The sequence below is a fragment of the Moritella sp. PE36 genome (assembly GCF_000170855.1).
Classification (GTDB): Bacteria; Pseudomonadota; Gammaproteobacteria; order Enterobacterales; family Moritellaceae; genus Moritella.
This window is the reverse complement of record NZ_ABCQ01000021.1, coordinates 49,259-72,980: the sequence shown is the minus strand read 5'-3', so window position 1 is coordinate 72,980 and position 23,722 is coordinate 49,259. Positions and strand designations below refer to the sequence as shown.

Annotated in this window: 19 protein-coding genes; 10 read left to right on the top strand and 9 right to left on the bottom strand. The window is 40.1% G+C overall.

Going from position 1 to position 23,722, the window contains the following annotated elements; all coding sequences use genetic code 11:
* The first annotated feature begins 176 nt into the window (after positions 1 to 176).
* The 3 genes from PE36_RS13235 to PE36_RS13225 all read left to right on the top strand — a co-directional run bounded on the left by PE36_RS13235 (position 177) and on the right by PE36_RS13225 (position 2,722).
* Complete coding sequence (locus tag PE36_RS13235) at positions 177 to 467, top strand: co-chaperone GroES (RefSeq protein ID WP_006032545.1); 291 nt, start codon at positions 177 to 179, stop codon at positions 465 to 467.
* A gap of 66 nt (positions 468 to 533) precedes the next feature.
* The gene (gene groL, locus PE36_RS13230; protein WP_006032544.1) at positions 534 to 2,171 is read left to right on the top strand and encodes a chaperonin GroEL; all 1,638 of its coding nucleotides are present in this window, start codon (positions 534 to 536) and stop codon (positions 2,169 to 2,171) included.
* Between the two features lie 221 nt (positions 2,172 to 2,392).
* Positions 2,393 to 2,722 (top strand): VF530 family DNA-binding protein, encoded by a 330-nt coding sequence (locus PE36_RS13225; RefSeq protein ID WP_006032543.1) that lies wholly within the window; start codon positions 2,393 to 2,395, stop codon positions 2,720 to 2,722.
* A gap of 997 nt (positions 2,723 to 3,719) precedes the next feature.
* Here PE36_RS13225 and PE36_RS13220 read toward each other — a convergent pair.
* Both PE36_RS13220 and zigA read right to left on the bottom strand, forming a co-directional pair.
* Entirely contained in the window at positions 3,720 to 4,430 is a 711-nt protein-coding gene (locus PE36_RS13220; protein WP_006032541.1) for a DUF1826 domain-containing protein, read from the bottom strand.
* Positions 4,427 to 5,632 (bottom strand): zinc metallochaperone GTPase ZigA, encoded by a 1,206-nt coding sequence (gene zigA / locus PE36_RS13215; RefSeq protein ID WP_006032540.1) that lies wholly within the window; start codon positions 5,630 to 5,632, stop codon positions 4,427 to 4,429. The genes PE36_RS13220 and zigA overlap by 4 nt, the downstream gene beginning before the upstream one ends.
* 589 nt (positions 5,633 to 6,221) lie before the next feature.
* Here zigA and PE36_RS13210 point away from each other — a divergent pair.
* From PE36_RS13210 to PE36_RS13200, 3 genes are all read left to right on the top strand, one after another.
* Positions 6,222 to 7,505, top strand: a complete 1,284-nt coding sequence (locus PE36_RS13210) for a hypothetical protein (protein ID WP_043994512.1) — start codon at positions 6,222 to 6,224, stop codon at positions 7,503 to 7,505.
* 10 nt (positions 7,506 to 7,515) lie between these two features.
* Complete coding sequence (locus PE36_RS13205; RefSeq protein ID WP_043994511.1) at positions 7,516 to 8,784, top strand: immunity 49 family protein; 1,269 nt, start codon at positions 7,516 to 7,518, stop codon at positions 8,782 to 8,784.
* A 318-nt stretch (positions 8,785 to 9,102) separates the two neighbouring features.
* Positions 9,103 to 9,528, top strand: coding sequence for a hypothetical protein (locus PE36_RS13200; RefSeq protein ID WP_006032537.1), 426 nt, complete (start codon positions 9,103 to 9,105; stop codon positions 9,526 to 9,528).
* On the opposite strand, the gene PE36_RS13195 is transcribed toward PE36_RS13200, so the two are convergent.
* A complete protein-coding gene (locus PE36_RS13195; protein ID WP_006032536.1) occupies positions 9,529 to 10,638 on the bottom strand; it encodes an alkene reductase in 1,110 nt (369 codons plus the stop codon). It abuts the gene before it with no gap.
* 166 nt (positions 10,639 to 10,804) lie between these two features.
* Here PE36_RS13195 and PE36_RS13190 point away from each other — a divergent pair, with 166 nt between their 5' ends.
* Positions 10,805 to 11,731 carry a LysR family transcriptional regulator gene (locus PE36_RS13190; protein WP_043994509.1) on the top strand — a complete coding sequence of 309 codons (927 nt, stop codon included), beginning with the start codon at positions 10,805 to 10,807 and terminating at the stop codon, positions 11,729 to 11,731.
* A 41-nt stretch (positions 11,732 to 11,772) separates the two neighbouring features.
* Here PE36_RS13190 and PE36_RS13185 read toward each other — a convergent pair whose 3' ends face one another.
* The 4 genes from PE36_RS13185 to PE36_RS13170 form a co-directional block, all read right to left on the bottom strand.
* Positions 11,773 to 12,756: an MDR family oxidoreductase gene (locus PE36_RS13185; protein ID WP_006032534.1), complete on the bottom strand. Its 984-nt coding sequence runs from the start codon at positions 12,754 to 12,756 to the stop codon at positions 11,773 to 11,775.
* A 152-nt stretch (positions 12,757 to 12,908) separates the two neighbouring features.
* Positions 12,909 to 13,544, bottom strand: a complete 636-nt coding sequence (locus PE36_RS13180) for a TetR/AcrR family transcriptional regulator (protein ID WP_043994508.1) — start codon at positions 13,542 to 13,544, stop codon at positions 12,909 to 12,911.
* A gap of 155 nt (positions 13,545 to 13,699) precedes the next feature.
* Positions 13,700 to 14,959: an OmpP1/FadL family transporter gene (locus PE36_RS13175; protein ID WP_043994507.1), complete on the bottom strand. Its 1,260-nt coding sequence runs from the start codon at positions 14,957 to 14,959 to the stop codon at positions 13,700 to 13,702.
* A gap of 597 nt (positions 14,960 to 15,556) precedes the next feature.
* Positions 15,557 to 15,904 (bottom strand): hypothetical protein, encoded by a 348-nt coding sequence (locus tag PE36_RS13170; RefSeq protein ID WP_006032531.1) that lies wholly within the window; start codon positions 15,902 to 15,904, stop codon positions 15,557 to 15,559.
* 325 nt (positions 15,905 to 16,229) lie between these two features.
* Between PE36_RS13170 and PE36_RS13165 the strand changes: the two genes are divergently transcribed.
* A complete protein-coding gene (locus tag PE36_RS13165) occupies positions 16,230 to 17,525 on the top strand; it encodes an NAD(P)/FAD-dependent oxidoreductase (protein ID WP_006032530.1) in 1,296 nt (431 codons plus the stop codon).
* 78 nt (positions 17,526 to 17,603) lie between these two features.
* On the opposite strand, the gene epmB is transcribed toward PE36_RS13165, so the two are convergent.
* Positions 17,604 to 18,617, bottom strand: coding sequence for an EF-P beta-lysylation protein EpmB (gene epmB / locus PE36_RS13160; protein WP_006032529.1), 1,014 nt, complete (start codon positions 18,615 to 18,617; stop codon positions 17,604 to 17,606).
* Positions 18,618 to 18,661: 44 nt separating this feature from the next.
* Between epmB and efp the strand changes: the two genes are divergently transcribed.
* Positions 18,662 to 19,228, top strand: coding sequence for an elongation factor P (efp, locus tag PE36_RS13155; protein ID WP_006032528.1), 567 nt, complete (start codon positions 18,662 to 18,664; stop codon positions 19,226 to 19,228).
* Between the two features lie 116 nt (positions 19,229 to 19,344).
* Positions 19,345 to 20,319 (top strand): elongation factor P--(R)-beta-lysine ligase, encoded by a 975-nt coding sequence (gene epmA, locus PE36_RS13150; RefSeq protein ID WP_006032527.1) that lies wholly within the window; start codon positions 19,345 to 19,347, stop codon positions 20,317 to 20,319.
* A gap of 23 nt (positions 20,320 to 20,342) precedes the next feature.
* Here the strand turns inward: epmA and mscM are convergent, their stop codons facing one another.
* Positions 20,343 to 23,675: a miniconductance mechanosensitive channel MscM gene (mscM, locus tag PE36_RS13145; RefSeq protein ID WP_006032526.1), complete on the bottom strand. Its 3,333-nt coding sequence runs from the start codon at positions 23,673 to 23,675 to the stop codon at positions 20,343 to 20,345.
* Positions 23,676 to 23,722: the final 47 nt, after the last annotated feature.

The following is a 23,722-nucleotide window of genomic DNA, read 5'->3' as shown; positions in this document are numbered from 1 at the left end:
ATCGATACAAGTCGAAAACTAGTTATAAACATGCTTACCAGACGTGAATTTATTAACTATTTTCGCTTGTCCCTTGAGTTGGAACGAGTTGCCCCGATATATTACTCCATAGTCATGGTATCGGTAAATAATCGACCATTGATATTCGCAACATGTATTCTTTAGGAGATCTTAAAATGACAATTCGTCCACTACACGATCGCGTGATCGTTCGTCGCCACGAGCAAGAAACTAAATCAGCAGGCGGTATCGTACTTACTGGTGCATCAGCTGAACTATCTACCCGCGGTGAAGTTATTGCTGTTGGTAACGGTCGCTTATTAGATAGCGGTGAAGTACGCCCACTGGCTGTTAACGTTGGCGATACTGTTATTTTTAGTGAAGGTTATAGCGTTAAAACTGAAAAGCTAGAAGGCAAAGAAGTTTTAATCATGAGTGAAGCCGATATTTTAGCTATTGTTGAATAAATTCAACACTTTATTATTGATAGCGCTAAATCAACAAATTAACAGATTTTAAAAGGATTATTTAAGATGGCTAGAGACGTAAAATTCGGCTTAGACGCACGTGACAAAATGCTTAACGGCGTAAACATTCTTGCGAATGCAGTTAAAGTAACATTGGGCCCTAAAGGTCGTAACGTTGTTATTGATAAAAGCTTCGGCGCGCCACTTATTACTAAAGATGGTGTAACGGTAGCAAAAGAAATCGAATTAGCAGACAAATTCGAAAACATGGGCGCGCAAATGCTCAAAGAAGTTGCTTCACAAGCAAATGATGCAGCTGGTGACGGTACTACGACGGCAACCGTACTTGCACAAGCAATTGTGAACGAAGGTCTAAAAGCAGTTGCTGCGGGCATGAACCCAATGGATCTGAAACGCGGTATTGACCAAGCGGTTAAAGCAGCAGTTTTAGAACTAAAAGAATTATCTGTACCTTGTTCAGATACTAAAGCAATTGAGCAAGTAGGTACTATTTCTGCAAACACTGATTCAAGCGTTGGTAAGATCATTGCAGAAGCAATGGAACGTGTTGGTAAAGAAGGTGTGATTACGGTTGAAGATGGCCAAGCACTAGAAGACGAACTAGACGTTGTTGAAGGTATGCAGTTCGACCGTGGTTACCTATCTCCTTACTTCGTCACTAACCAAGAAACGGGTAGCGTTGAATTAGAATCACCATATATCTTATTAGTAGATAAAAAAATAGCTAACATCCGTGAACTACTGCCTGTACTTGAAGGCGTAGCAAAAGCATCTAAACCACTACTTATCGTTGCTGAAGACCTTGAAGGCGAAGCACTGGCGACATTAGTAGTGAACAACATGCGCGGTATCGTTAAAGTTGCTGCTGTTAAGGCACCTGGTTTCGGTGACCGTCGTAAAGCGATGTTACAAGATATCGCAGTACTAACTGCGGGTACTGTTATCTCTGAAGAGATTGGTATGGAGCTAGAAAAAGCAACTGTTGCTGAACTAGGCCAAGCTAAACGTATCATCATCACCAAAGATGAAACAACGATCATTGACGGTATCGGTGACGAAGTGACGATCAAAGGTCGTGTCACACAGATCCGTAAGCAAATCGAAGATTCATCTTCTGATTACGATAAAGAAAAATTACAAGAACGTGTGGCTAAACTTTCTGGTGGTGTTGCGGTAATTAAAGTTGGCGCAGCAACTGAAATGGAAATGAAAGAGAAAAAAGCCCGCGTTGAAGATGCACTGCACGCAACTCGTGCTGCTGTTGAAGAAGGCGTTGTTGCTGGTGGCGGTGTTGCACTTGTTCGTGCCGCTGCTGCAATTCAAAATCTTGAAGGCGCAAACCAAGATCAAACTGTTGGTATTAAAGTTGCGTTAAAAGCAATGGAAGCACCACTACGTCAAATCGTTGAAAACTCAGGTGACGAAGCATCTGTTGTTGCTAACAACGTGCGTGCAGGTGAAGGTAGCTACGGTTACAACGCAGCTACAGGCGAATATGGCGACATGATTGCGATGGGTATCCTAGATCCAACGAAAGTAACACGTTCTGCACTACAGTTTGCAGCATCTGTTGCGGGTCTTATGATCACTACTGAAGCGATGATCACTGATGCACCTGCTGAAGGCGGCTCATCAGCTATGCCTGATATGGGCGGTATGGGTGGCATGGGCGGCATGATGTAAAAATCGCAAATTTGCGATTACATCTCTGCTGTTAGCTATTAAACGCTAAGCCTCAGAAATTAAAAAAGCCTTAATCTGATATATCGTGATTAAGGCTTTTTTATAGGTGCAAATTAGCTTTTCCATAAAGTTATTGGTGTACTTTTACCTGAGTTAAACGCATAAGTCTGTCAATATTTAGGAAACTTGTTACAATGCTATTTTTTGATTTTAGGTAGACTATGAATAATAGTAATGATCCGCTACACGGCGTTAAACTTGAACAGATTCTAACCGAGCTAGAGAAGAAAATTGGTTGGGATAAGATGGGTGAGTTACTTAATATTCGTTGTTTTACCAATAAAGCGCGTCTTAAATCAAGCTTGAAATTTCTGCGTACAACTCCTTGGGCACGCAGTAGAGTTGAAATTTTATACCTAAAAACATTTTGTAGTAAGCATAAAGAAACGGGGAAAATAATCAGGGCGATACTCGCTCAGAATACAGCAGTAGCAGAAACGACTTCCACCAAGCCTGCTCCCTTTGTTTGGCCAACATTGAAAGAAAAATAGACTTATGTCACACTGAAGACATAAATATTTGAAAATCTTGTATGCTTTTATCTACAGGCTGCATGATGTCATTCGCAAATTTGCGATTATATCTCTGTTGTTAGCGGTTAAACGCTAAGTCTCAGAAATTAAAAAAGCCTTAATCTGATATATCGTGATTAAGGCTTTTTTTGTGACCATTATTTAAAGCTGTTTTTACTGTGTTCTGTTATTTTTTTAATCTTTCAACTTCGGCCTTCAATGCTTTACGTTCATTTCTGCGGTTGGTTTGCAGGTGATAGTAATATTCAACAAATTCTTTATATGCAGTACTTCTTAGGACTATGGTGCACAGTAATGGGAATAAAGGCCAATCTGCTAGCCCTGAAAAAATAAACCAAGTTACATTTACTGCTAGCTGAAAAGCACAGTTGTAAACATTCTATTTAGAAAAAAAAGCGAGACCATGAATAACTATCATCCCATTAGGTATGCAAACTAATAATGTTCCAATTATAGCCCCGCTAAACCAAATAGCGCCAAAGCTGCCATTGGTATTAAACATCATTTCTAGGGCGAACATAGATAATCCCCCCCCATAATAAGCAACATTATAACGGAGAGACCTGCAAATATTTTTTTAAGCTCAATGATACATAATCTTGTGGCGGTAGGTAGTACCGACACGTTAAATGCTTGTAAGAGGTTTTAGAAGACTAACGCAATTTAATATTGCAATGCCTAAACCGTAGACGACAAGAATCCCCTTGCTTCAGCTAGGGGGACTTCAATTCACTGCATGATATAGCGATGTGGTGCCTTCTTATTTTATCTTCGTTTTGATATAAGTCGGCTTTATTTCCAATGACAATATCCGCAATCGCATTTGCTGATTAAAAATGTCGTGAGTGGTGTAACGTTTGTCTTTTAAGTTTCGAGCATCAACAAAGATTAATGTTTTTTGTAGTAATAGCACTTCCTGGTAATGCCCTGAAAAACGTACTTTTAATATCTATTTTTAATCATTAATAAAATCGAGTGTTAGAAACAATCTACGTTCGCCTTGAGAAACGTCAGGTGAACGATGAACCAGGCCTGCACCTTCGTGTTCATCCCAATTCTCGCCTTTAAGTAATGCAATATCACCTTGTGTTAGTTGATTAATATCATCGATATCTTGTATTAGACCTGATTGCTCATCGGTTTTTCCTTGGTCTTCTGCGCCTAGTTTCGAGCGATCAATGATATTATTATCAAGCCATTGTGTGGCCATGCCTTTGTATGTTGTCACTAAACGGCAAGGTATACGGTCAACATGAAAACGGGGGCACATAGCTCGGTCGAGTATTGTTAATCTTAATCCCGCTTGTTTTAGGTTAAACAGGCAACAAAACATATCAACTAATAAGGTGATATCATTAATTAATGCTGTTATAGCGTCTGATTTTTCAAATTTTTCACTCAGTACTTCAAAACAATCTTCTGGCGTTACAATCAATAATAACGTTAATGTTGGGTTATGTTCTAACAAATGGTTAACCGCAATAGTTAATTTATTGTCAAGGTTACGCTGCCAAATCACAATGTTTGTATTATCTTGGTATATATCAGTTAATACGGTAGGAGTACGTCCTTCAACTAAACCCTGTGAAAGCAAGCTGGAACCGTCGTGGTTAGTGTGGCTTTGTGTATTAGCGTTGATGTCATTATTAATAGCTAAGGTGCTCATGAGTTTTCCCCCCATTGAGGGAAAGGGTCATTTAATGTTGTCCAGAAACGCTTACCCTTTAGTAATTCATCCTCAGTTAATAGACATTCATCCAGCGCGATCGTCATTCTTTTTTGATCTAAATTTTGGCCGATAAATACGAGCTCTTGACGCATATCACCAAAGGGTTCAACCCACTGTTTTTTTATCGCATCGAGTGATTCTTGATCTGTAGGCCAGTCTTTTTCTGGGATTGATTTCCAAAACATACCTGCAAAACCATAGTGTGCGATTCCGCCGGCTTGGCTCCATTGGCCGCAAAATTGCGGACGAGAAGCTAACCAAAAGTAACCTTTGGAACGAATAAGTTTGCCAAACTGTTCTGTGTTGTGCAGAAACTGATAAAACTTTTCAGGATTAAATGGCTTTCGTGCAATATAGTTAAAACTGCTAATACCGTATTCTTCTGTTTCAGGTATTTTTTCACCACGTATTTCTTTGAGCCAACCCGGTGCTTTTTTTGCTTGTTCAAAATCAAACAAACCAGTATTTAGCACGTCATCGATATCAACTTTCCCCAAAGATATGGGAATAATCTTAGCGCGTGTATTAAGAACTTTAAGGATGGCGTGAAGTCGTTTTATATCAGCCGGTTTAGCTAAATCTGTTTTGCTAATAAGAAGAACATCTGCAAATTCGACTTGATCAACCAATAAATCTGTTACGCTTCGCTCATCTTCATCGCCAAGAGATTCACCAGCATCTCGTAGATATTTTGCTTCATCATAATCTTTCAAAAAATTAACAGCATCTACTACAGTCACCATGGTATCTAACGTCGCTACATCTGATAACGAAATGCCATCTTCATCGGCAAAAGTAAACGTTTCAGCGACGGGGAGTGGCTCCGAAATCCCTGTAGATTCTATAATGAGGTAATCAAATCGACCGTCTTTTGCTAATTTATCAACTTCTAATAGAAGGTCTTCACGTAGTGTACAACATATACAGCCGTTGCTCATTTCTACAAGCTTTTCGTCACTACGATTGAGTGAAACTTCATTTTTCACAAAGGCTGCGTCAATGTTTATTTCACTCATGTCATTAACAATTACAGCAACCTTTTTTCCTTCGCGATTATGAAGAATATGACTGAGTACTGTTGTTTTTCCTGCGCCAAGAAAGCCAGAGAGTACAGTGACAGGTAACTTTTTTTTAACCATGATTATATCTACGTTTCAATATTCAAATGTTATGTTATGTTATGTTATGTTATAACATAACATTTAAGTGTGAAAGTAAATATTCAAAAATAGTATTATTTTATTAAAAAAAATTGGTTACCTTTGATGTCTGGCTTTAAGGGGATGAAGTGGGGTATTAAAATTATTCCCATGTAACTAATTTAATCAAAACATATGGTTAACTTATGCATGGGCGGCATGATGTAATCCATCACATCCCCTGATGTTATGACATTTTAGAATGTTAAAAAAGCCCGAGTGATTTGATTCTTCGGAATTTTTTGTATTATGCACTTCCAGATGTTTAAGCGTTTTTAGCTTAACTTAATAATTTTTATAATGAATAAGTGATTACCAGTTTTACACCCTGTAACCAAGCTCAATTCAATTCATCATAAACCACAAATTTAAGCTGTTAAATTAGTGGTTTAACCTTTATTTATGTGTTCTTTTTAATATGGTTGAAAATCACAGACTACCTAGTTATGGTTGCACCCCAAAATATTCAAGTGATAATATTAATAGTAATTATTATCATACGTATATGTAATCATTAGAAGGGTTCGTAATGACAAATAATATGGCTGGAAGTAAATCGGCCTTTATTAACATTCATCTCATGAATATTAATATCCTCAGGAATATATGCCTATATTTTGCTATTTTTTTTTCGTGTTCAGTTTTGGCGTTTAAAGGCAATATCACTAATGTGGATCAAAATTCATTAGCTGCACAGTTTAAAGTAGGTGTCGATTTCGACAACTTGTATATTCGAGCTGCCAATAATCAAGGCATTTCTTATAATGAATTTACATCATTTGAACAATACAATAAACCTCTCAATATAATTAATAATCCTGTTATTAATCCGCTATTAAAAGGCACTACGCAAGCACCCAAAGTCATCATCTTGCATTCAAAAAGAAAAAGTCCACTCGTATTAGGTGAAATAAATATTATCGGTAAGGGTGCTGAGCTTATCATCATTAGTGAATCAGGGATTCAATGTAAAAGCTGTGAAATAAATAATAGTTCTCGTATTGTATTGACGACTGGTCGGCCTATTTTTGATGATGGTCAACTAACATCATTTGTAGTAAATAAAGGTTCAATAGACATCAATAGTGTTCAAAATGGGAGAGGTCTAAAAGAAGGTTTAATCACGAACGGAGCCAGTATTATTGATTTAATCGCTGATGATATACGCATTAATGGCGAAATAAATACGCAGCTGTCAGCAACAAAGACCCCACAAGGAAAACTAACTGTTGATGACAGCGGAACTCTCAGCATTGCTACTGGTAATTTACAATTAATCGCTGGACATAATACCTTTGATTTTATAAATGGTGGTATAGCAATAAATCCGACTAACAGCTCTCGTCAACTAAGTGGTGAAATCACTATATCAGCACCAATATACACCGGAGGTCTATATATTGAATCAACGGGTAATAATAGTTCTGTCAATGTGAGTGAAGCGATAGTTACAACAGCTGACTTAACACTTGCAAGTATATATAAAAGTTACACTATCCTACCAAGTGACATTATCACGATAACCTTTTTAGAAGCTAAAGGTGGTAATAGCAAATTAGGTAGTAAAATGTATAAGGGGCGGCTTGTACAACAGGGCTCTAAAGATTACACAGAGTCAATCATTAAGGATATGAATAAGTGGTACGAAAAGGCAAAGGATAGCACTAAAAACCCAGAGGAAATGGCCGAATTTAAAAAGACGCTTGATTATCTAAAACAATACGAAGATAACTTTAAATATAAAGTTGTTAAGCAGAAACTTGATGATAATGGCGCATTAAAACATATTGAAGTGATTAATTATGAACACTAGGAAAACCAACATGACATTGACACATCATAGATTTAATAAGTTCGACACTCTTAGCCCTTCAATACAGGAAGGAATAAACTCAGATTATGTCAGTGATATTAAAAATTGGGAAAGACGAAAACTAAGTAATTTTAATGCAAGTCGTTATCGGAATTTATGTAGTGTAAATGGATTACAAGCTTTAATTGGGAAAAGTTATTTACTAAATAAACCTAAAACCCAAATTATGCGTAACCTGTATACATTTCCAGAGTCAGGGATGTTGGGTGTCTTTTCTCAGTTACATGAGGGCAAAAAGATAACACTCACGTTAGAGGGGCATAATTGTGAGGTGATTGCCGATAGTAAAAAGGAGCTCATGTTTAGGGATTGGCTTGACATGTTCTTCGTTACCTTGATATTACGCGATCATTTTTCTCACTTGCCGATACTACTTGGTTTGCCTGATAATATCATTTCAAAGCCATATAGTTCGGGTCAGATGGATGGTTTTGAGCTTGCATTTGCCGAACTATGCAAAGGTATGTTTAAGCCCTACGCAGACATGCGTAAGCTAAGAGACAAGGTGGTAGAAGCGTCTGCTCATTTTTATGTGGAGTGGGAGGAGCAGAAAGAATACGTTAATCATCTCTATTTACCCTTAGTTGAATTGATCTGCGTTGTTCACAGCGCAGAGAGAGAATCACATTATCAGAGTAGCTTGTTGCACGCACTGCAGGCACATAAAGCCTACTATGATAATGAAGATAGGTCACATGATGCAGAGGCAATGATTGCGCTTTGTATCACGGGCATTACGGCTTATGCCTATGATAGGTTCGGCCTAGTACCAGAGGTTGAAACTGATTATATGCCGCTGTGGCTAGTAAAAGGCGAATTTCCGACTTACGATGAGGCTTTTCCGGAAATAAAAGCACTACCTAAGCCAATACGCAGTGATTTTGAGTTTACCGCGGAAAATTTGCCCAGAACTGAACCGGAATTGACGCGTATTTACGAAGCAGCACTAAAGTGGGCAAAAGAAGAACGAGAATTACCGCCTCTTAGTGATGTTATTGGCCGTGATATTGATTCTAAACAGGTCAACAAAAATATTGTTGGTGAAATTTTTATCGATGTACTAGGAAACGATTGGGTTCTAACGCTTTATTCCATGGAGCCAAGCTTAATACAAGATCCGCAAGCTTGGTTAGCAGCGATGACAACACGCTGGCAGGAGTTCATCGCACAATTTTCAGCAGATGCTATTACCAATGTGAAATTTATTGAGTGTGATTAGTGAATTAACTCGTTTGTCGGAATAAATTAGTTGAAAAAAACCGAAGGATTTTACTCTTTGGTTTTTTTATTTTTGCTATCGACAAAATAAATAATGTCGCTATAAGTAACCAAATATAATAACTGTATTAATTACCCTGTCTAAATATGCATAACTAGTTGAAAGCAATCAGCGTTATAGTTAGCGTTCATTAATCGTAATAATTATCACTCAACCTTGTTGGGCGGTCAATCATGGCTTAGGTATTGTATTAATAACCGTCGGTGGATTTTTATGATGACAAACTTAAAGTCACCAAATATATTGAGAGTAACCTTAATGACAATATTTGAACATCATATCCATCATTTACCCGCCAAACCGATGGATTGGATGGTTGAAGATTATGCTGAAGAGCTCGGTATCTTAGAAAATAATATGGCTGATTTTTTTGATTTTAATAAATTTTATATGAGTGATAGGAACTTATGGACCCTAATAGTTCAAAGTGATTTATTAAAAAAGCCAACAGCAGAATGTATCCGTCATTGGTATGACTATCAACAGGTATTAATGAAGAAATTATTGCCTTTTATACATAAAGACAATGCTTATAAATTGCGCTTTCGTCATAAAAGTATAACTAAGCAACCAGCCCCGTTAGGTTACTTATCTGTAGGTGACTGGTTAGATGTTTTTCATACAACCTTGTTGTTAAGGGACCCGTATAATCAGCTCGATGATTTTTTATCTGCAATAGACTAATTAAAGAGCATCGAGAGTTGGATAATCCGTGTAACCAAGTTTGTTACCACCAAACAGCGTAGCGCCATCCAAGTCAGCGAGTTCATTATTGTTCTTTAAACGTGAAACCAAGTCGGGGTTTGATACGAATGGACGACCGAAGGCGACTAGGTCTGCGTAACCTTTGTTTAGTACTTCATCTGCGCGTTCTTGCGTATAGCTACCCGCGACAATGATGGTGTTACTGAAAATTTGTCGCAACTGAATACGGAAGCTTTCAGGTATCACGGGTGCATCATCCCAATCCGCTTCTGATAAGTGCATATAAGCGATATCACGAGCTTGTAGTGCTTGCGATGCATCAAGGATTGTTGCAACGATATCTGGGCAATCCATATCTTTAAAGGTGATGAATGGAGCAAGGCGAACACCAACCTTATCAGCCCCGATTTCTTTAATTACGGCATCAACAACTTCAAGCAGGAAACGGAGGCGGTTCTCACGCGTGCCGCCATAGTTATCAGTACGCTTGTTGGAGTTTGTACGAAGAAACTGGTCGATAAGGTAGCCATTACCACCGTGGATCTCAACCCCATCAAAACCCGCTTCTATTGCGCGTTTTGCAGCGTAAGAAAAATCGTGAATCACGCGATCTATATCTGCTTGATTCATCGCTCGGGGTTGAATGCAATCCACCATGGTGCCGTTACCTTGGTCATCAGAAATCCAAACTTTAGTCTCAACTGGCGCGAGTGCTGAAGGTGCGATAGGTAGTTTACCGTTCTGAAATGTTGGGTGAGAAACGCGACCCACATGCCATAGCTGGCAGAACATCACAGCACCTTGGTCGTGTGCAGCTTTAGTTATTGGTTGCCAGCCTTTTACTTGTTCGTCGGTGTAAACACCAGGAGTGAATGAATAACCCTGGGAGTCATCTGAAATTTGAGTCGCTTCAGAGATGATTAAACCAGCTGTCGCCCGTTGCTTGTAGTATGTTGCCATCATTTCATTTGGTATGTTACCTGGTTGACTTGTGCGAGCTCGGGTCATCGGGGCCATTACTACTCGGTTTTGTAAATCCAAACTTTGGAGATTCGCTTTCTGGAATAATTTACTCATCGGTGTTTTCATGATTGTTTCCTTGGGAAGTCGATAATGACGATTAATGATTTAGGCGAGTTAAGGTTAAGTTGCGTGCTACTTCTGTTGATGTCGTCATTATATTCTTTAGCTTTAATTTGATAATTGAGTAAAATGTAAAATCATTATTCGGATAAACTAAATAATAGGGGGAGAGGTGGATAAATTTTCTGATATGGCCATGTTCGTGAGTATTGTGAAACACCATGGACTCGCTGCAGCTGGTCGTGATCTCGGCCTTTCTCCTGCGACAATGACAACAAGACTTCAGGCCCTTGAAGAAAGGTATGGTGTGAAGCTGCTTAATCGGAGCACAAGGCATGTGTCACTGACGGACTCTGGAGAGCTTTACCACAAAGCCTGTATTGAGATATTGGAGAATGTGAGTGAAACTGAGAACCTTATCCTCAATGGTGTAAAAGAAGTGAAAGGTTCACTAAAAATCTCTGCACCAAAGGACATAGGTAAACAATACATTCTGCCTATATTGTCTGAGTTCTGTAAGCAGTATCCAGATGTGGTGCCGTACCTATATTTGAACGATGATATTTCTAATATTGCTGAATCGGGTATCGATATTGTCATTCGGTATGGAGAGCTTGCTGACAGCAGTTTAATATCACGACGACTATCATCCAGCCAACGAGTGCTATGTGCATCGCCAGAATACCTAGCAAAGCATGGCACGCCATTAACGCCACAGGATTTGGTTAATCATGATTGTCTCGCCATGATCCGCAGTCATGAGGAACTTAAAACATGGCACTTTCAAGATCAAGACAAGAAGAATGCGATCACTGTTATTCCTAAGCGATTTTCAGATGATGGTGAAGTGATTCGATATTGGGCATTAGAGGGGGCAGGGATAGCGCTTAAATCTGTTTTAGATGTGCAAGATGATATTCACAATTTACGTCTTGTTACCGTGCTCAACGGTTATATGACCAATTTTAATACATCGATCTCAGCGTCAAGTGCAGACTTAAATGTGGTGTATATCAGTAAGAAGTATCAACCGAAACGGCTCCGACTATTCTTGGATTTTCTGTTTGAGAGATTCAGTTGCATGGCTAAAAAGCAGTAGGCATAGACCCTACTGCTATATGATGTTAAATCAGTAATAAATTACTTTTGTAAGTTAACCACTACACGACCACGTACTTTACCCGCCATCAGATCATGTGCAGCTGCTACGGCTTCATCTAAGCTGATCTCAGTGCCGATAGAGGTAAAGTCATCATCTGTTAGGATGTCAGCTAAACGTGCCCAGGCTTCTTCTCTGTCTGCCAGAGGACGCATTACACTGTCGATACCCGCTAAGGTAATGCCACGTAAAATAAACGGCGCTACGCTTGCAGGGAAATCCATGCCTTGTGCTAGACCACAGGCTGTCACCACACCACCGTATTTTAGACCCGCGCATACATTGGTTAGTGTGTGACTACCAACAGAGTCTATCGCCGCTGCCCAACGTTCTTTTACCATTGGACGACCTGGTGCTGACAATGTATTACGATCGATGATCTCTGCTGCGCCTAATGCTGTTAAGTAATCCGCTTCTTCTGGACGACCTGTTGATGCAATAACGCGATAGCCTAGTTTCGCTAATAAAGTAATGGCAAAACTACCCACTCCACCGTTAGCACCGGTTACCAGTACATCGCCTTTGTCTGGGGTGATACCGTGACGCTCTAAGGCAATAACCGATAACATCGCAGTATAACCCGCAGTACCGATCGCCATTGCTTGTTTTGCTGACAAGCCTGCTGGTAGTTTGATTAACCAATCACTCTTCAGGCGGGCTTTTTCGGCAAGGCCGCCCCAATGCTTCTCACCCACCCCAAAACCATTCAGTAATACTTGATCGCCAGCTTGGAATTTGTCGCTATCACTTTGAGTTACAGTACCCACTAAGTCGATACCCGGTACCATAGGGAAGCTGCGTACTACAGGGCCTTTACCTGTGATCGCTAATCCGTCTTTAAAGTTAAGGGTACTGTAAGCAACATCAATGCTTACATCACCTGCAGGTAATTGTGATTCATCAATTGATTGTACTGACGCTGTGTATTGGTCGTCATTTTTTTCGATTAAAATGCCTTTAAACATGATTTTCTCCGAATATAGACTGGTCGTCTATTAAAATGTAAAAAATTTTCAATAAGAAATAGGTAATCGCTATTTATAATGAATGTTAGTCATAACTGTTCGGTATAACCGTCCGTTATAAATAGCCTAATTATGATTAATCTATGCCGTATTTAGCTGGTGGCGATACTGGCAATAAAGGTCGCGATGTATAAATCTAACGGTTGCACTGACTGTACAAGTCGCGCCCGCATCACTGCGCCTTCCCAACCGATCCAAAAGTATTCTGCTTGTTGTGCACAGTTGATATTTTGCTTGATATCACCTTGTTGCTGAGCTGTCTCTAAACACGCTTGCATCTTGGTCTGCCACACTGCAAAGATGTTTTGCAGTATTCGGCGATAACTGTGTGGTAAAATAGCCACTTCTTGACCTAAATTACCGACTAAACAGCCGCGTTTAAATTCAAATTTAACAATGCCTCGTTTGGCGCCATCTGCAAATTGTACAATACGCTGTAACGGTGCGATAGACTCATCAAGTAAGCATTTATCTAGCTTTACAGCAAAGTAATTGGCGTAGTTATCAATGACGGCCTGACCGAAATCTTCCTTACTTTTAAAGTAATGATAAAAAGATCCTTTCGGTACACCGACTTTTTTTAGAATGCCATCGATACCAGCAGCGGCAAAGCCACTTTCCGTTAATACTTCCACACCACTGCGAATGAGCAGGGCGCGAGTATCGCTGTTTTCACGGGCTACTTTTGGTGGCCGACCTCGGCGAGGTTTAGGCTGATTGCTTGTCATATTTTCCATAACGCAGATTATAGACCGACCGTCTAATTAATTGCAATGGCTAGATGTGAGAAAGATCCTTAAACAGGATCTTTATTGATTTTGATCAGAAAACAAAAAAGACAGCCGAGGCTGTCTTTTTAATGCAGTGATGAATTAAGCTTGGATTAGAAGCTGTAGTTCATTTGTGCAGAGTAGATGAACGCATCGCCACTTGAAGTGACTTTTACAGATTGATTACCAATAGCTGGTAACTCTTCTTCAAATGTGATCTCTTTACCTGCAACGAGGGCTGCAGCGAAGTCAAATGATAGTGCTGGTGTTGCTTTATACGTTAGACCAGCTGTATACCATTGGCGATCTGTATCTGGAATGCTCATAGTTGCTTTACCGGCTTGCTCATCAAATGCGTAACCTGCACGTAATGTAACGGCTTCTGAAAGGTAGTACTCACCACCCACCGAGTAACGGCTTGAGTCACTATAGTCTTCTTTTTTCTCTAGACAAACACCAGGGCTGCCACCGATAGCTGTTGAATCACAGTTTGCACTTTCTGCAACAATATCGCCAAAATCAGACCATGTGCTGTATTGCCAGCTGTATGAAACTGCGAATTTATCGGTTAGTTTATGGTAACCTGAAATTTCTAGAATGGAAGGTAGATTCAAATCCAAAGTACCATCAACTTCTACTCCGCCTGAAGTTGATCCCGTATATTTACCTTCTAGCTCAGTTTTAACTTTTGATTTATAGCTAATGCCGAAACGGTTATTTTCATTAACTTCATATAGCGCACCAACATTCCAACCGAAACCATAACCATCGCCTTCCATTTTTGCAATCTGCATTGCTGGGGTTGCACCTGCACCTGCATTACGTTCTAATTCAGCTGTTGCATAAACGAAGCTAACGCCAGCGCCGAGGCTTAGTTGCTCATTTATACGGTAAGAAACATTCGGGTTGAAATTGACACTCATGATATGTGTTGTACCAGCTGCAGAGCCACCTGCATAATCATCTTTATATTCAGTACCGGTACCATAATTTGAATAGATAGCTAAACCAACAGCTACTTTCTCGTTAAGCGGTTGGATGTAGTACATTGCTGGAACTACTTGTGCTGGAGCGACATCATCAGCGTCTAAGTCTGAGGCTGAAATACCAGCTAGAGGATATCCGGTAACACCTTTAACGCTAATGTCTGGATCTACATAAGAACCCACAACTGATAGTTGGGCTTTATCAAAAGTTGCCATTAACGCAGGGTTACGTGCAAGTGATGCTGCATCATCGCCGATTGCTGCTTCACCAGCGAATGCGCGGCCTAAACCTGACGCAGAATGTTCACTAACCTGGAAACCAGCTGCGTGAACTTGGCTTGCGGCAAGTAATGCTGTAACTGCTAGAGCAACTTTATTAATTCTCATGTAAACCACCATATAAAATTAGAAATTATGAATGCGATATGTCAGTTCAAATAAAATGAACTTTTTGAATACCTTTTAAACTTGCAGTGAAATCTAAGCCTTTCGTATTAGATCGTAAAGGTATTTTTATAGCAGTTTATGACTAACTGTCTATTTTTCTAATGCTTTATAGTCTTAACATTTAGACAACAACGATTTATCTTTATTCACAACGTGAAGGTAATTCATTGTTATATATGGTTTTAAATAACTTTTAACTATTTTTTAAAATGTTTAAATTAAACTGCTCTGATCTGTTTGCAAATATGTAAAATTTTACTATGAGATACTGAGATTTGTAGAGCTAAGACTCTATAAAATAGCGTTTTTTTCACCCGTTATAACAAAAGGGTATACATTTAGAGGTATCTATATTGTTTGTTATAATGGTTTATAACTATATATTTTATATATTGCATTTTTATTTGCAGATTACGCGAGCGATAGGGGGGGTGGGTTGCGTAGAAAGAGGGTAAATGAAGATGCCATTCATAAGATGAATGGCATTAGAAACTGGTATTATTCACCGCTACTATTAGCCAGTATTATTAACAGAAACTATTCACCAATATTACTCGGTGTATTCTTTTTCTCTTTTAATTGCTCAGAGAACTGACCAAGTACATTATGCATTTGTTGTAATTTACCTAGGAATGCAGCGATGGCGACATCAAATCCTTCTTCATCTGTTTTTGGTAATGCTTGCTGATTTTCAACTAATTCTTCCATATAAGGTAGGAATCGGTTTGAGTTTGCTTTAAAGCCACTGTCAGCTGCAAAGATCGCGCTAAACTTACCCAGTTTACGTTTGCTGATTAACGTTAAAAACTCATCCGCTTCGATAGCTGGATGGTAAAAGCCTTTAAGCTGTGCAGTTAGCTGTTCATGAAGTTGTTGATTTGTCATTGCGCTGGGTTCTTATCGATAAATGGGTCGGTATTATATACCCAAGTTACTTCAAGATGCTATATCAGAGACGATCAGGGATATCAGAACAAGACACAATATGTAGAGAATGGTTATTCCATTTTCAATTATATTAAATGGCGGTACACTCGATCATTGATATTCTGAATGTGATCTAGCTCAATTTTGCTAGATTTAGACCTGAAAATTATGCTTTAATGCTTGGTCAACGGAATGATTTAGCAAGACTCACATCTGCTTAGTTGTATCAGTTAAAAGCTGTCCTCACAGTTGTTAACTGATATATCTATGAGGACGTAATAAGATGAAAAAAATTCTTGTGATCGGAGGTGGTGCGGGTGGCCTTGAGCTTGCTACGCAACTGGGTCGTAAATTGGGTAAAAAAGGCACCGCGAGCATTACGCTGGTGGATCGTAATAAAACCCATCTATGGAAACCGTTATTACATGAAGTGGCGACTGGCTCACTTGATACCGGTATCGATGCATTAAGTTATGCTGCCCATGCAAAGAATCAAGGTTTTGATTTTCAGCTAGGGTGTTTTTCAGGTTTAGACCGTGATACTAAAACCGTCATCCTTGCCCCTTTATATAATGATTGTAATGAATTACTGATTGCCGAACGTACCTTACAATACGATTACTTGGTATTAGCGATAGGCAGTATGTGTAATGACTTTAATACCAAAGGTGTTAAAGAAAACTGTATTTTCTTAGACAGTCCAGATCAAGCACATCGTTTTCACAAAGAATTATTGAATGCATTCTTGTTGCATGGTGCTAGCAAAGATAAAAATGCCAAAGTAAATATCGCGATTGTCGGCGCGGGTGCGACGGGGGTTGAACTGTCTGCTGAATTACATAATACCGCATCACAATTATCGGCTTATGGTTTTACGAATGTAAATCAAGAATCGTTAAACGTGACATTAGTTGAAGCGGGTAAGAGTATTTTACCGGCATTACCGGCACGTATTTCTGCAGCTGCGCACCATGAATTAACTAAAATTGGTGTCGATGTGCGCACCGAAACCATGGTGACAGAAGCGAACAGTAAAGGCTTAGTAACCAAAGATGGTGAGCAAATTACAGCATCATTAATGGTATGGGCTGCAGGTATTAAAGCACCTGATTTTATGAAAGATATTGCGGGATTAGAAACCAATCGTATTAACCAAATCGTGGTTCAAGAGAGTTTACAAGCCAGCCGTGATGACAGTATCTTTGTGATTGGTGATTTGGCATCTTGCACACAAGCAGATGGGTCATTGGTACCACCACGCGCACAAGCTGCACACCAAATGGCAACGATTGCATTTAAAAACATCATGATATTGATGCAAGGTGGCTCGACACTGAAACCGTTTGTGTATCATGATCACGGTTCGTTGGTATCGTTAAGTAGCTTTAGTACTGTGGGTAGCTTAATGGGCAACTTAACCAAAGGCAGCATGATGGTTGAAGGTCGTATTGCCAGAATGGTATATATTTCACTGTACCGTATGCACCAAGTTGCCTTACACGGTTATGTGAAAACAGGACTTATGATGTTAGTGGGTAGTTTGAATCGGGTATTACGCCCAACACTTAAATTGCATTAATCGTCACTAGACTTAAGTTTAGCGAGTTAAAAGGAATGGCCTGGTGGTCATTCCTTTTTTATTACCTAATGATCAGTCCTAAATCGAAATAGGCGTTTTACTTTTCTCACCCCCGATCTCACGGACTAACTTGGGCACTAAAAACCCCGGTAACCGTAATAATAATTCATTCATTATCGCGACCGCTTTTTCTTCAGGCACATCAAAGTGACTAGCACCTTCGACTTTATCGAGCAGATGTAAATAGTAAGGCTGAATTCGATTATCAAACAGGCGCTCGTGTAATTCCACTAAATCATCAGCATTGTCATTAATGTCTGCTAATAACACTGCTTGGTTATATAAACTGATCCCGGCAGTGGTGAATTTCGCTAATGCTGCAGGTAACTCTGCGGCTAATTCATTGGGGTGGTTAATGTGTAAGACCACACTGCAACGCAAGCTTGATTGTTTTAGCAGTGTCACCAATTCATCGGTAACACGAGTCGGCATCACCACGGGTAACCGGGTATGTATACGCAGACGTTTAAGATGTGGGATCTGTTCTAATTGTGCAACCAGCCAACCTAGTTGTTCATCATTGGCCATGAGCGGATCGCCGCCGCTAAAAATGACCTCGATGATCTCGGGTTTAGCGCGGATATAGTCTATCGCTTGTTGCCATTCGTGCTTGTTATTACTGTTGTCTTGATACGGAAAATGACGGCGGAAACAATAACGACAGTTGATTGCACAACCGCCGCGGACAATAAACAGGACTCGGTTGGTGTATTTGTGCAGTAATCCTGGCACCACCGCTTCATGTTCATCAAGCGGATCTTTAATGAAGCCTGCCTGTTGGATAAACTCTTGCTGCTTAGGCATAACTTGCAGAAATAGCGGGTCTTTCGGGTTGCCTTTTTCCATGCGATCCACAAATGATTGCGGTACGCGCATAGGAAATAACTGCCTTGCTGCAAAATCTGATTGGAAAGATACCTCGGGAAGTTCTAGTATAAAAAGTAGCTTTCTAGGATCTGAAATGGCACTTGCTAAGTCTTTTTTCCAATTTTCCTGCATCTTTGCTCCATTTCGGGTTATCATTTGCGGCATTATTGAACTCTAATTATTGAAATCTATTTTTTCATGAGGATAACATGGCAACATACAAAACCAGTGACTTTAAAGGTGGTTTAAAATTCATGCTTGATAATGAGCCTTGCTCTATCATCGATCATGATCATGTAAAACCAGGCAAAGGCCAAGCATTTCACCGCGTTAAAGTTCGTCGTTTAATTTCTGGTAAAATTTTAGAAAAAACATTTAAGTCTGGCGAAACTGTTGAAGCAGCAGACGTAATGGAATCAGAATTAGCGTATCTATATAACGATGGCGAATACTTCCATTTTATGAACAATGACTCGTTTGAGCAAGTTGAAGCTGACGCAAAAGCGGTTGGTGATACGGCTAAATGGCTTGTTGAACAAGATATCTGCGTTATTACTACGTGGAACGATAACCCAATTGCTGTTACACCACCAAACTTTGTTGAATTGGAAGTAACAGAAACAGATCCTGGCCTAAAAGGCGATACTCAGGGTACGGGTGGTAAACCTGCAACATTAACTACAGGTGCCGTTGTGCGTGTACCTCTATTCATCCAAATCGGTGAAGTAGTGAAAGTTGATACACGTACTGGCGAATACGTTAGCCGTGTAAAATAAGTTGATTTTACGCTAACTTAATTAGCGTTAATGAACGATAAAATGCCAGTCTATGACTGGCATTTTAGTTTTTGGAAAACAGGTAAACGTTTTAGGTAATGATAACCGGAGTAGATATGAGTGAATTAAATTGGCAACCGAGTGCAAGTTTTAATGCATTACGTGCTCGGGCTAAGGTATTAAATGTCATCCGTGAGTTTTTTGCGACACGCGATGTATTAGAAGTTGATACGCCAGCCCTGAGTCAAGCCGCTGTTACCGATGTACATTTAGATGCATTTAGCACGGTATTTGTTGGCCCAGGTTATAGCCAAGGTCTGACCTTATATTTGCAAACATCACCTGAATTTCACATGAAAAGATTGCTAGCAGCAGGTAGTGGTTGTATCTATCAAATAAGTAAATCGTTTCGTAATGAAGAAGCGGGCCGTCATCATAATCCCGAATTCACTATGCTGGAATGGTATCGACTTGGTTTTGATCATTTTCAACTGATGGATGAAATGTCTGAGTTACTGACCTTGGTATTAGGGTCGGGTAAAGAGCAGCGCTTCACTTATCAAAATGCATTTAAGCAATTCTTACAGTTAGACCCGTTAACCGCATCGATGGATGAATTACGCCAAGCGGCAAAACCGTACGGGGTTTATGACGTGTTAGAGAATGAACCTGATCGAGACACCATCTTACAACTATTATTCTATGTGGGTGTCGAGAGCCAAATTGGCCAAGATGTGCCGTGTTTTATTTATGATTTCCCGGCATCTCAGGCGGCATTAGCGCGTATTAGCCCGCAAGACTCCCGTGTTGCAGAGCGCTTTGAAGTGTATTTTAAAGGCATTGAGCTAGCGAATGGCTTCCATGAATTAGCGGATGCGAAAGAGCAATTAAGACGCTTTAAAGCGGATAATAGCAAACGTAAGACGATGGCTTTACCAGAGCAGCCTATTGACCATCATTTGATTGATGCGCTAACTGCTGGCTTCCCTGATTGTGCTGGCGTCGCGTTAGGTATTGATCGATTGGTGATGTTAGCAACGGATGCCAATAGCCTTGATGAGGTGATTGCCTTTCCAACTCCTCGGGCATAAAGCCTCTAACCGGCAGCTTAAACTTATCTCAAGCTGCCTTTTTTCATACTCATGATATGGCTACTATCACTGACTTTAAACCCATCTTTTACACGTAGATCGAGCTGTGGTAATGCAATACGAATATTGTGTTCTTTAAAGACATGGTTGATGCGGGTATTGAGTGCGTGTGTCATGGTTAAACGATGACCCATTTCTGCCACATAACAGCGTACTTCAAAGCATAATGCATGTTGGCCAAACTCAATAAAGAATACTTCTGGCCCAGGATTATCAAGGCTTAAGTTATTTTCTTCTGCACTTTCTAATAGCAGTTTTGTCACTAGCTCGATATCAGAGTTAAACTCAACACCAATATTAATGATCACCCGGGTAATGGAATCGGACAGTGACCAGTTAATAAATTGTTCAGTGATAAAGGCTTTATTCGGCACAATAATTTCTTTTCTATCCCAATCTACAATCGTGGTAGCACGGGTTTGAATTTTACTGATAGTGCCAGTTAACTCACGGATTGTAACGGTATCACCAATCCGGATCGGTTTTTCAAATAAGATAATTAAACCGGATACGAAGTTAGCAAAAATCTCTTGTAAACCGAACCCTAAACCTACGGTTAATGCGGCTACTAGCCATTGGGTTTTCGCCCAGTCGACGCCTAAGAAGTTAAAACCAACGACAAAACTAATCGAAATAGTCATGTATTTTGCCAACGTTGTGATCGCAAAACCAGTACCCGGAGAAAGGTCAAGATGCTGCAAGATCAAGAGTTCGAGGGCACCCGATAAATTACGTACTAATACCAGCGTGAGTACAAAAATAATAATGGCTAACAAACAGCTTTTTAAGGTAATAGGATCGATATATTCAACCCCATTTAAGGTATTGGACGCATCCCATAAAGTGATGGTATCTAAGAAGATAAAGGCACGTTGAATTTCGGACCAGAAGAGTGCGTTTAATGCCACAAATAATAGCGTTAACAAGGTGCGTAGCAGCCCCAGCGATTGCGCACTGATTTGATCTAAATCGATTTCCGGCTCTTCGATATCAAAATGACTTTCTTGGCTGCTATTTTGCTCGCCCTTTTCAACTTCTTTCGCCCGCTGAGCAATTATATCGATACGTTTCGCTTTGGCACGTTCAAAGGCGAGACGGCGTTTTTGCAAATGCATGCCGCGACGGATCAAATAATAGCTTAATAAAAAGAACAGCCCCATTAACAGTGATGACTCCATCTGTTTTAACAAGACTTGGGCGGTAGAAAGGTAACCCATGATCGCCATGATCGCAGACGCTATCGGCGCGATAATAAACGCTGTCCAGATGGTATGGTGGACAATATGTGGTTTACCATTATTCTTTTTCTGGTAGGTTAGGGGCAGTTTTTCACGATACAAACGGTAATAGAATTGCACCAATGCACCACAAGTGATGACAAAGGCAAGGCGACCGAGTGAACCGTCATACGCTTGTTCTGGATATTGGTAACACAGCACTTGGATGATATAAGCAGGCCAAGAGATAAAAAACAGGACTTGGTAGTAGCCCCAAATCTTGGCGATGCGCTCTTTACTTATTTTCAAGTGGATCTGTAATAGGCCCTTATGACGAGTCAGATTACGGATGAACAGATAGATGACTAATAAAAACAGTGAGTCTTGTAAGGCATGGCCAATATTAACGGCAAACGGATACTGCCATGCATTTATCATCAATTCGGTAATGATCAATAGCGAGATAGGTAAGAGCAGCGCATCTGCCAATGAATAAGCCAGGTTTCGTAGTGTATAAGCGAACTTATCTTGTGTCACTTTACCGACTTTCGGTGATGTCTCGGCAATATGTTTGGTGAAAAATTTATTCAGTGGTGTGCGTAAATAAGTAAAACCTAAAATAAGCAATGCGGCCAAGCTTAGCGTGCCTAATGGCGAAGAAAATATGGCTTGTGGGATAGTAATGCTGTTCTCGATTGACGTGAGCCAAAGCATACTGGTAAAGAGCTCGGTAATACTTTGCGTACCCAGTAATGGAATGCTTGGTACCCAGAATAAGTGTTCATCCGCTTGCTGTTTAATTTTCACGAGTGTGCTATTCATTTTGCTATAGCTGACTTTTAACTTCGCTTGTTCGTAGATGTGGTTATCTAAACTGCTAATTAGCTGACCGAGTAATAATCGACGTAATTCTATAAAACGTAACAAGCTCGCATGCTCTTCAGTCGTTAGCGTCTTGGTGGTTAATGGCAGATTGTCTAATTGCGTACGCATTTTTTGGTAGCGAAAACGGGCTAAACGGCTATCGACAATCTCATTTTCTAATTTGTCCAGCGGTGGTTCAGTCGGTAAGCTACTTACCTGCGCGCGTAAATTCTCGCCAAACGCGGAACTTATTTTTAACCATTCGACTTGTTCATTAAAATTAATGAGTATGGTGGTGAGCGCATCAACTTGTTGGGTGACGGCTTGCTGCTTATCTTGAATGGTTTCGTTTCTTGCCGATACAATTTCCAGTGCGCTAGACAGTTCTTGGTTGATTTCTAACTGCAGCTGTAAAAAGGGTGAACTAATCAGTGATGAATCATTGATCTGTTTACTCCGCGCAATCGCGTCGGCGGTTTCTTTACGTAATATGTTGTTGCGTAACTCGGTCAACGACGCTAAGTAGTTACTGACGTCTTTTTGTTCTAACAAGTTTAAACGACGATTGAGCTGAGCTAATTCACTGCGGTTACTGGCGCTGAGCTGTTCAAGTTCCAGCATTTGGATCTGGGTTGATAGTGATGATTGTTCGATTTGCAGGGCAATGCGTAAGGCTTCTTGTTCCTCGTTTAAGCTAATGTCACCGCGACCAACTAATTTATCATGGTCTTTTTGAGTTGTGGTTAATTTACCGCGTAAGCGTTCGATATCAGTCTGAAATGAACTGATCCGAATGCCAATTGTAGTGAGTTCGCTGCTGCGTGCTTGCTGTTGTTTTTTTAACGCGGTCTGACTCGAGTTTTGTCTGGCTATCTCTTGCTCGATTTTATTGACTGGCCAGTCACGGGCATCGGCAAAACTGGCCGATGTGTAGTTGCTGATCCGGGCTTTTAATGTTTGCGATGTTACTGGATAGTCATCAATGATCTTTTGATAATTTGAGGCTATTTGACGCGCATCGCTGTCTTCGCTTAACGCTTTTAATGCTTGTTGGTAATACTTGAGTTGTAACTTAATTGAAGGCGTTGGCGCGCGTTCTTTCAGCTGAGAGATGGTGTCGTTAAGCTGGATCTCACCATAACTAAGCTGTGCCTGAACGGGCGTAATAAATAATGAAAATAGAATAAGTAAAATTACATAATTTTTAGTCATCATAATATTTCATAAGGTCGAGTTATCATGCCAGTGACGTTCGGTGTATC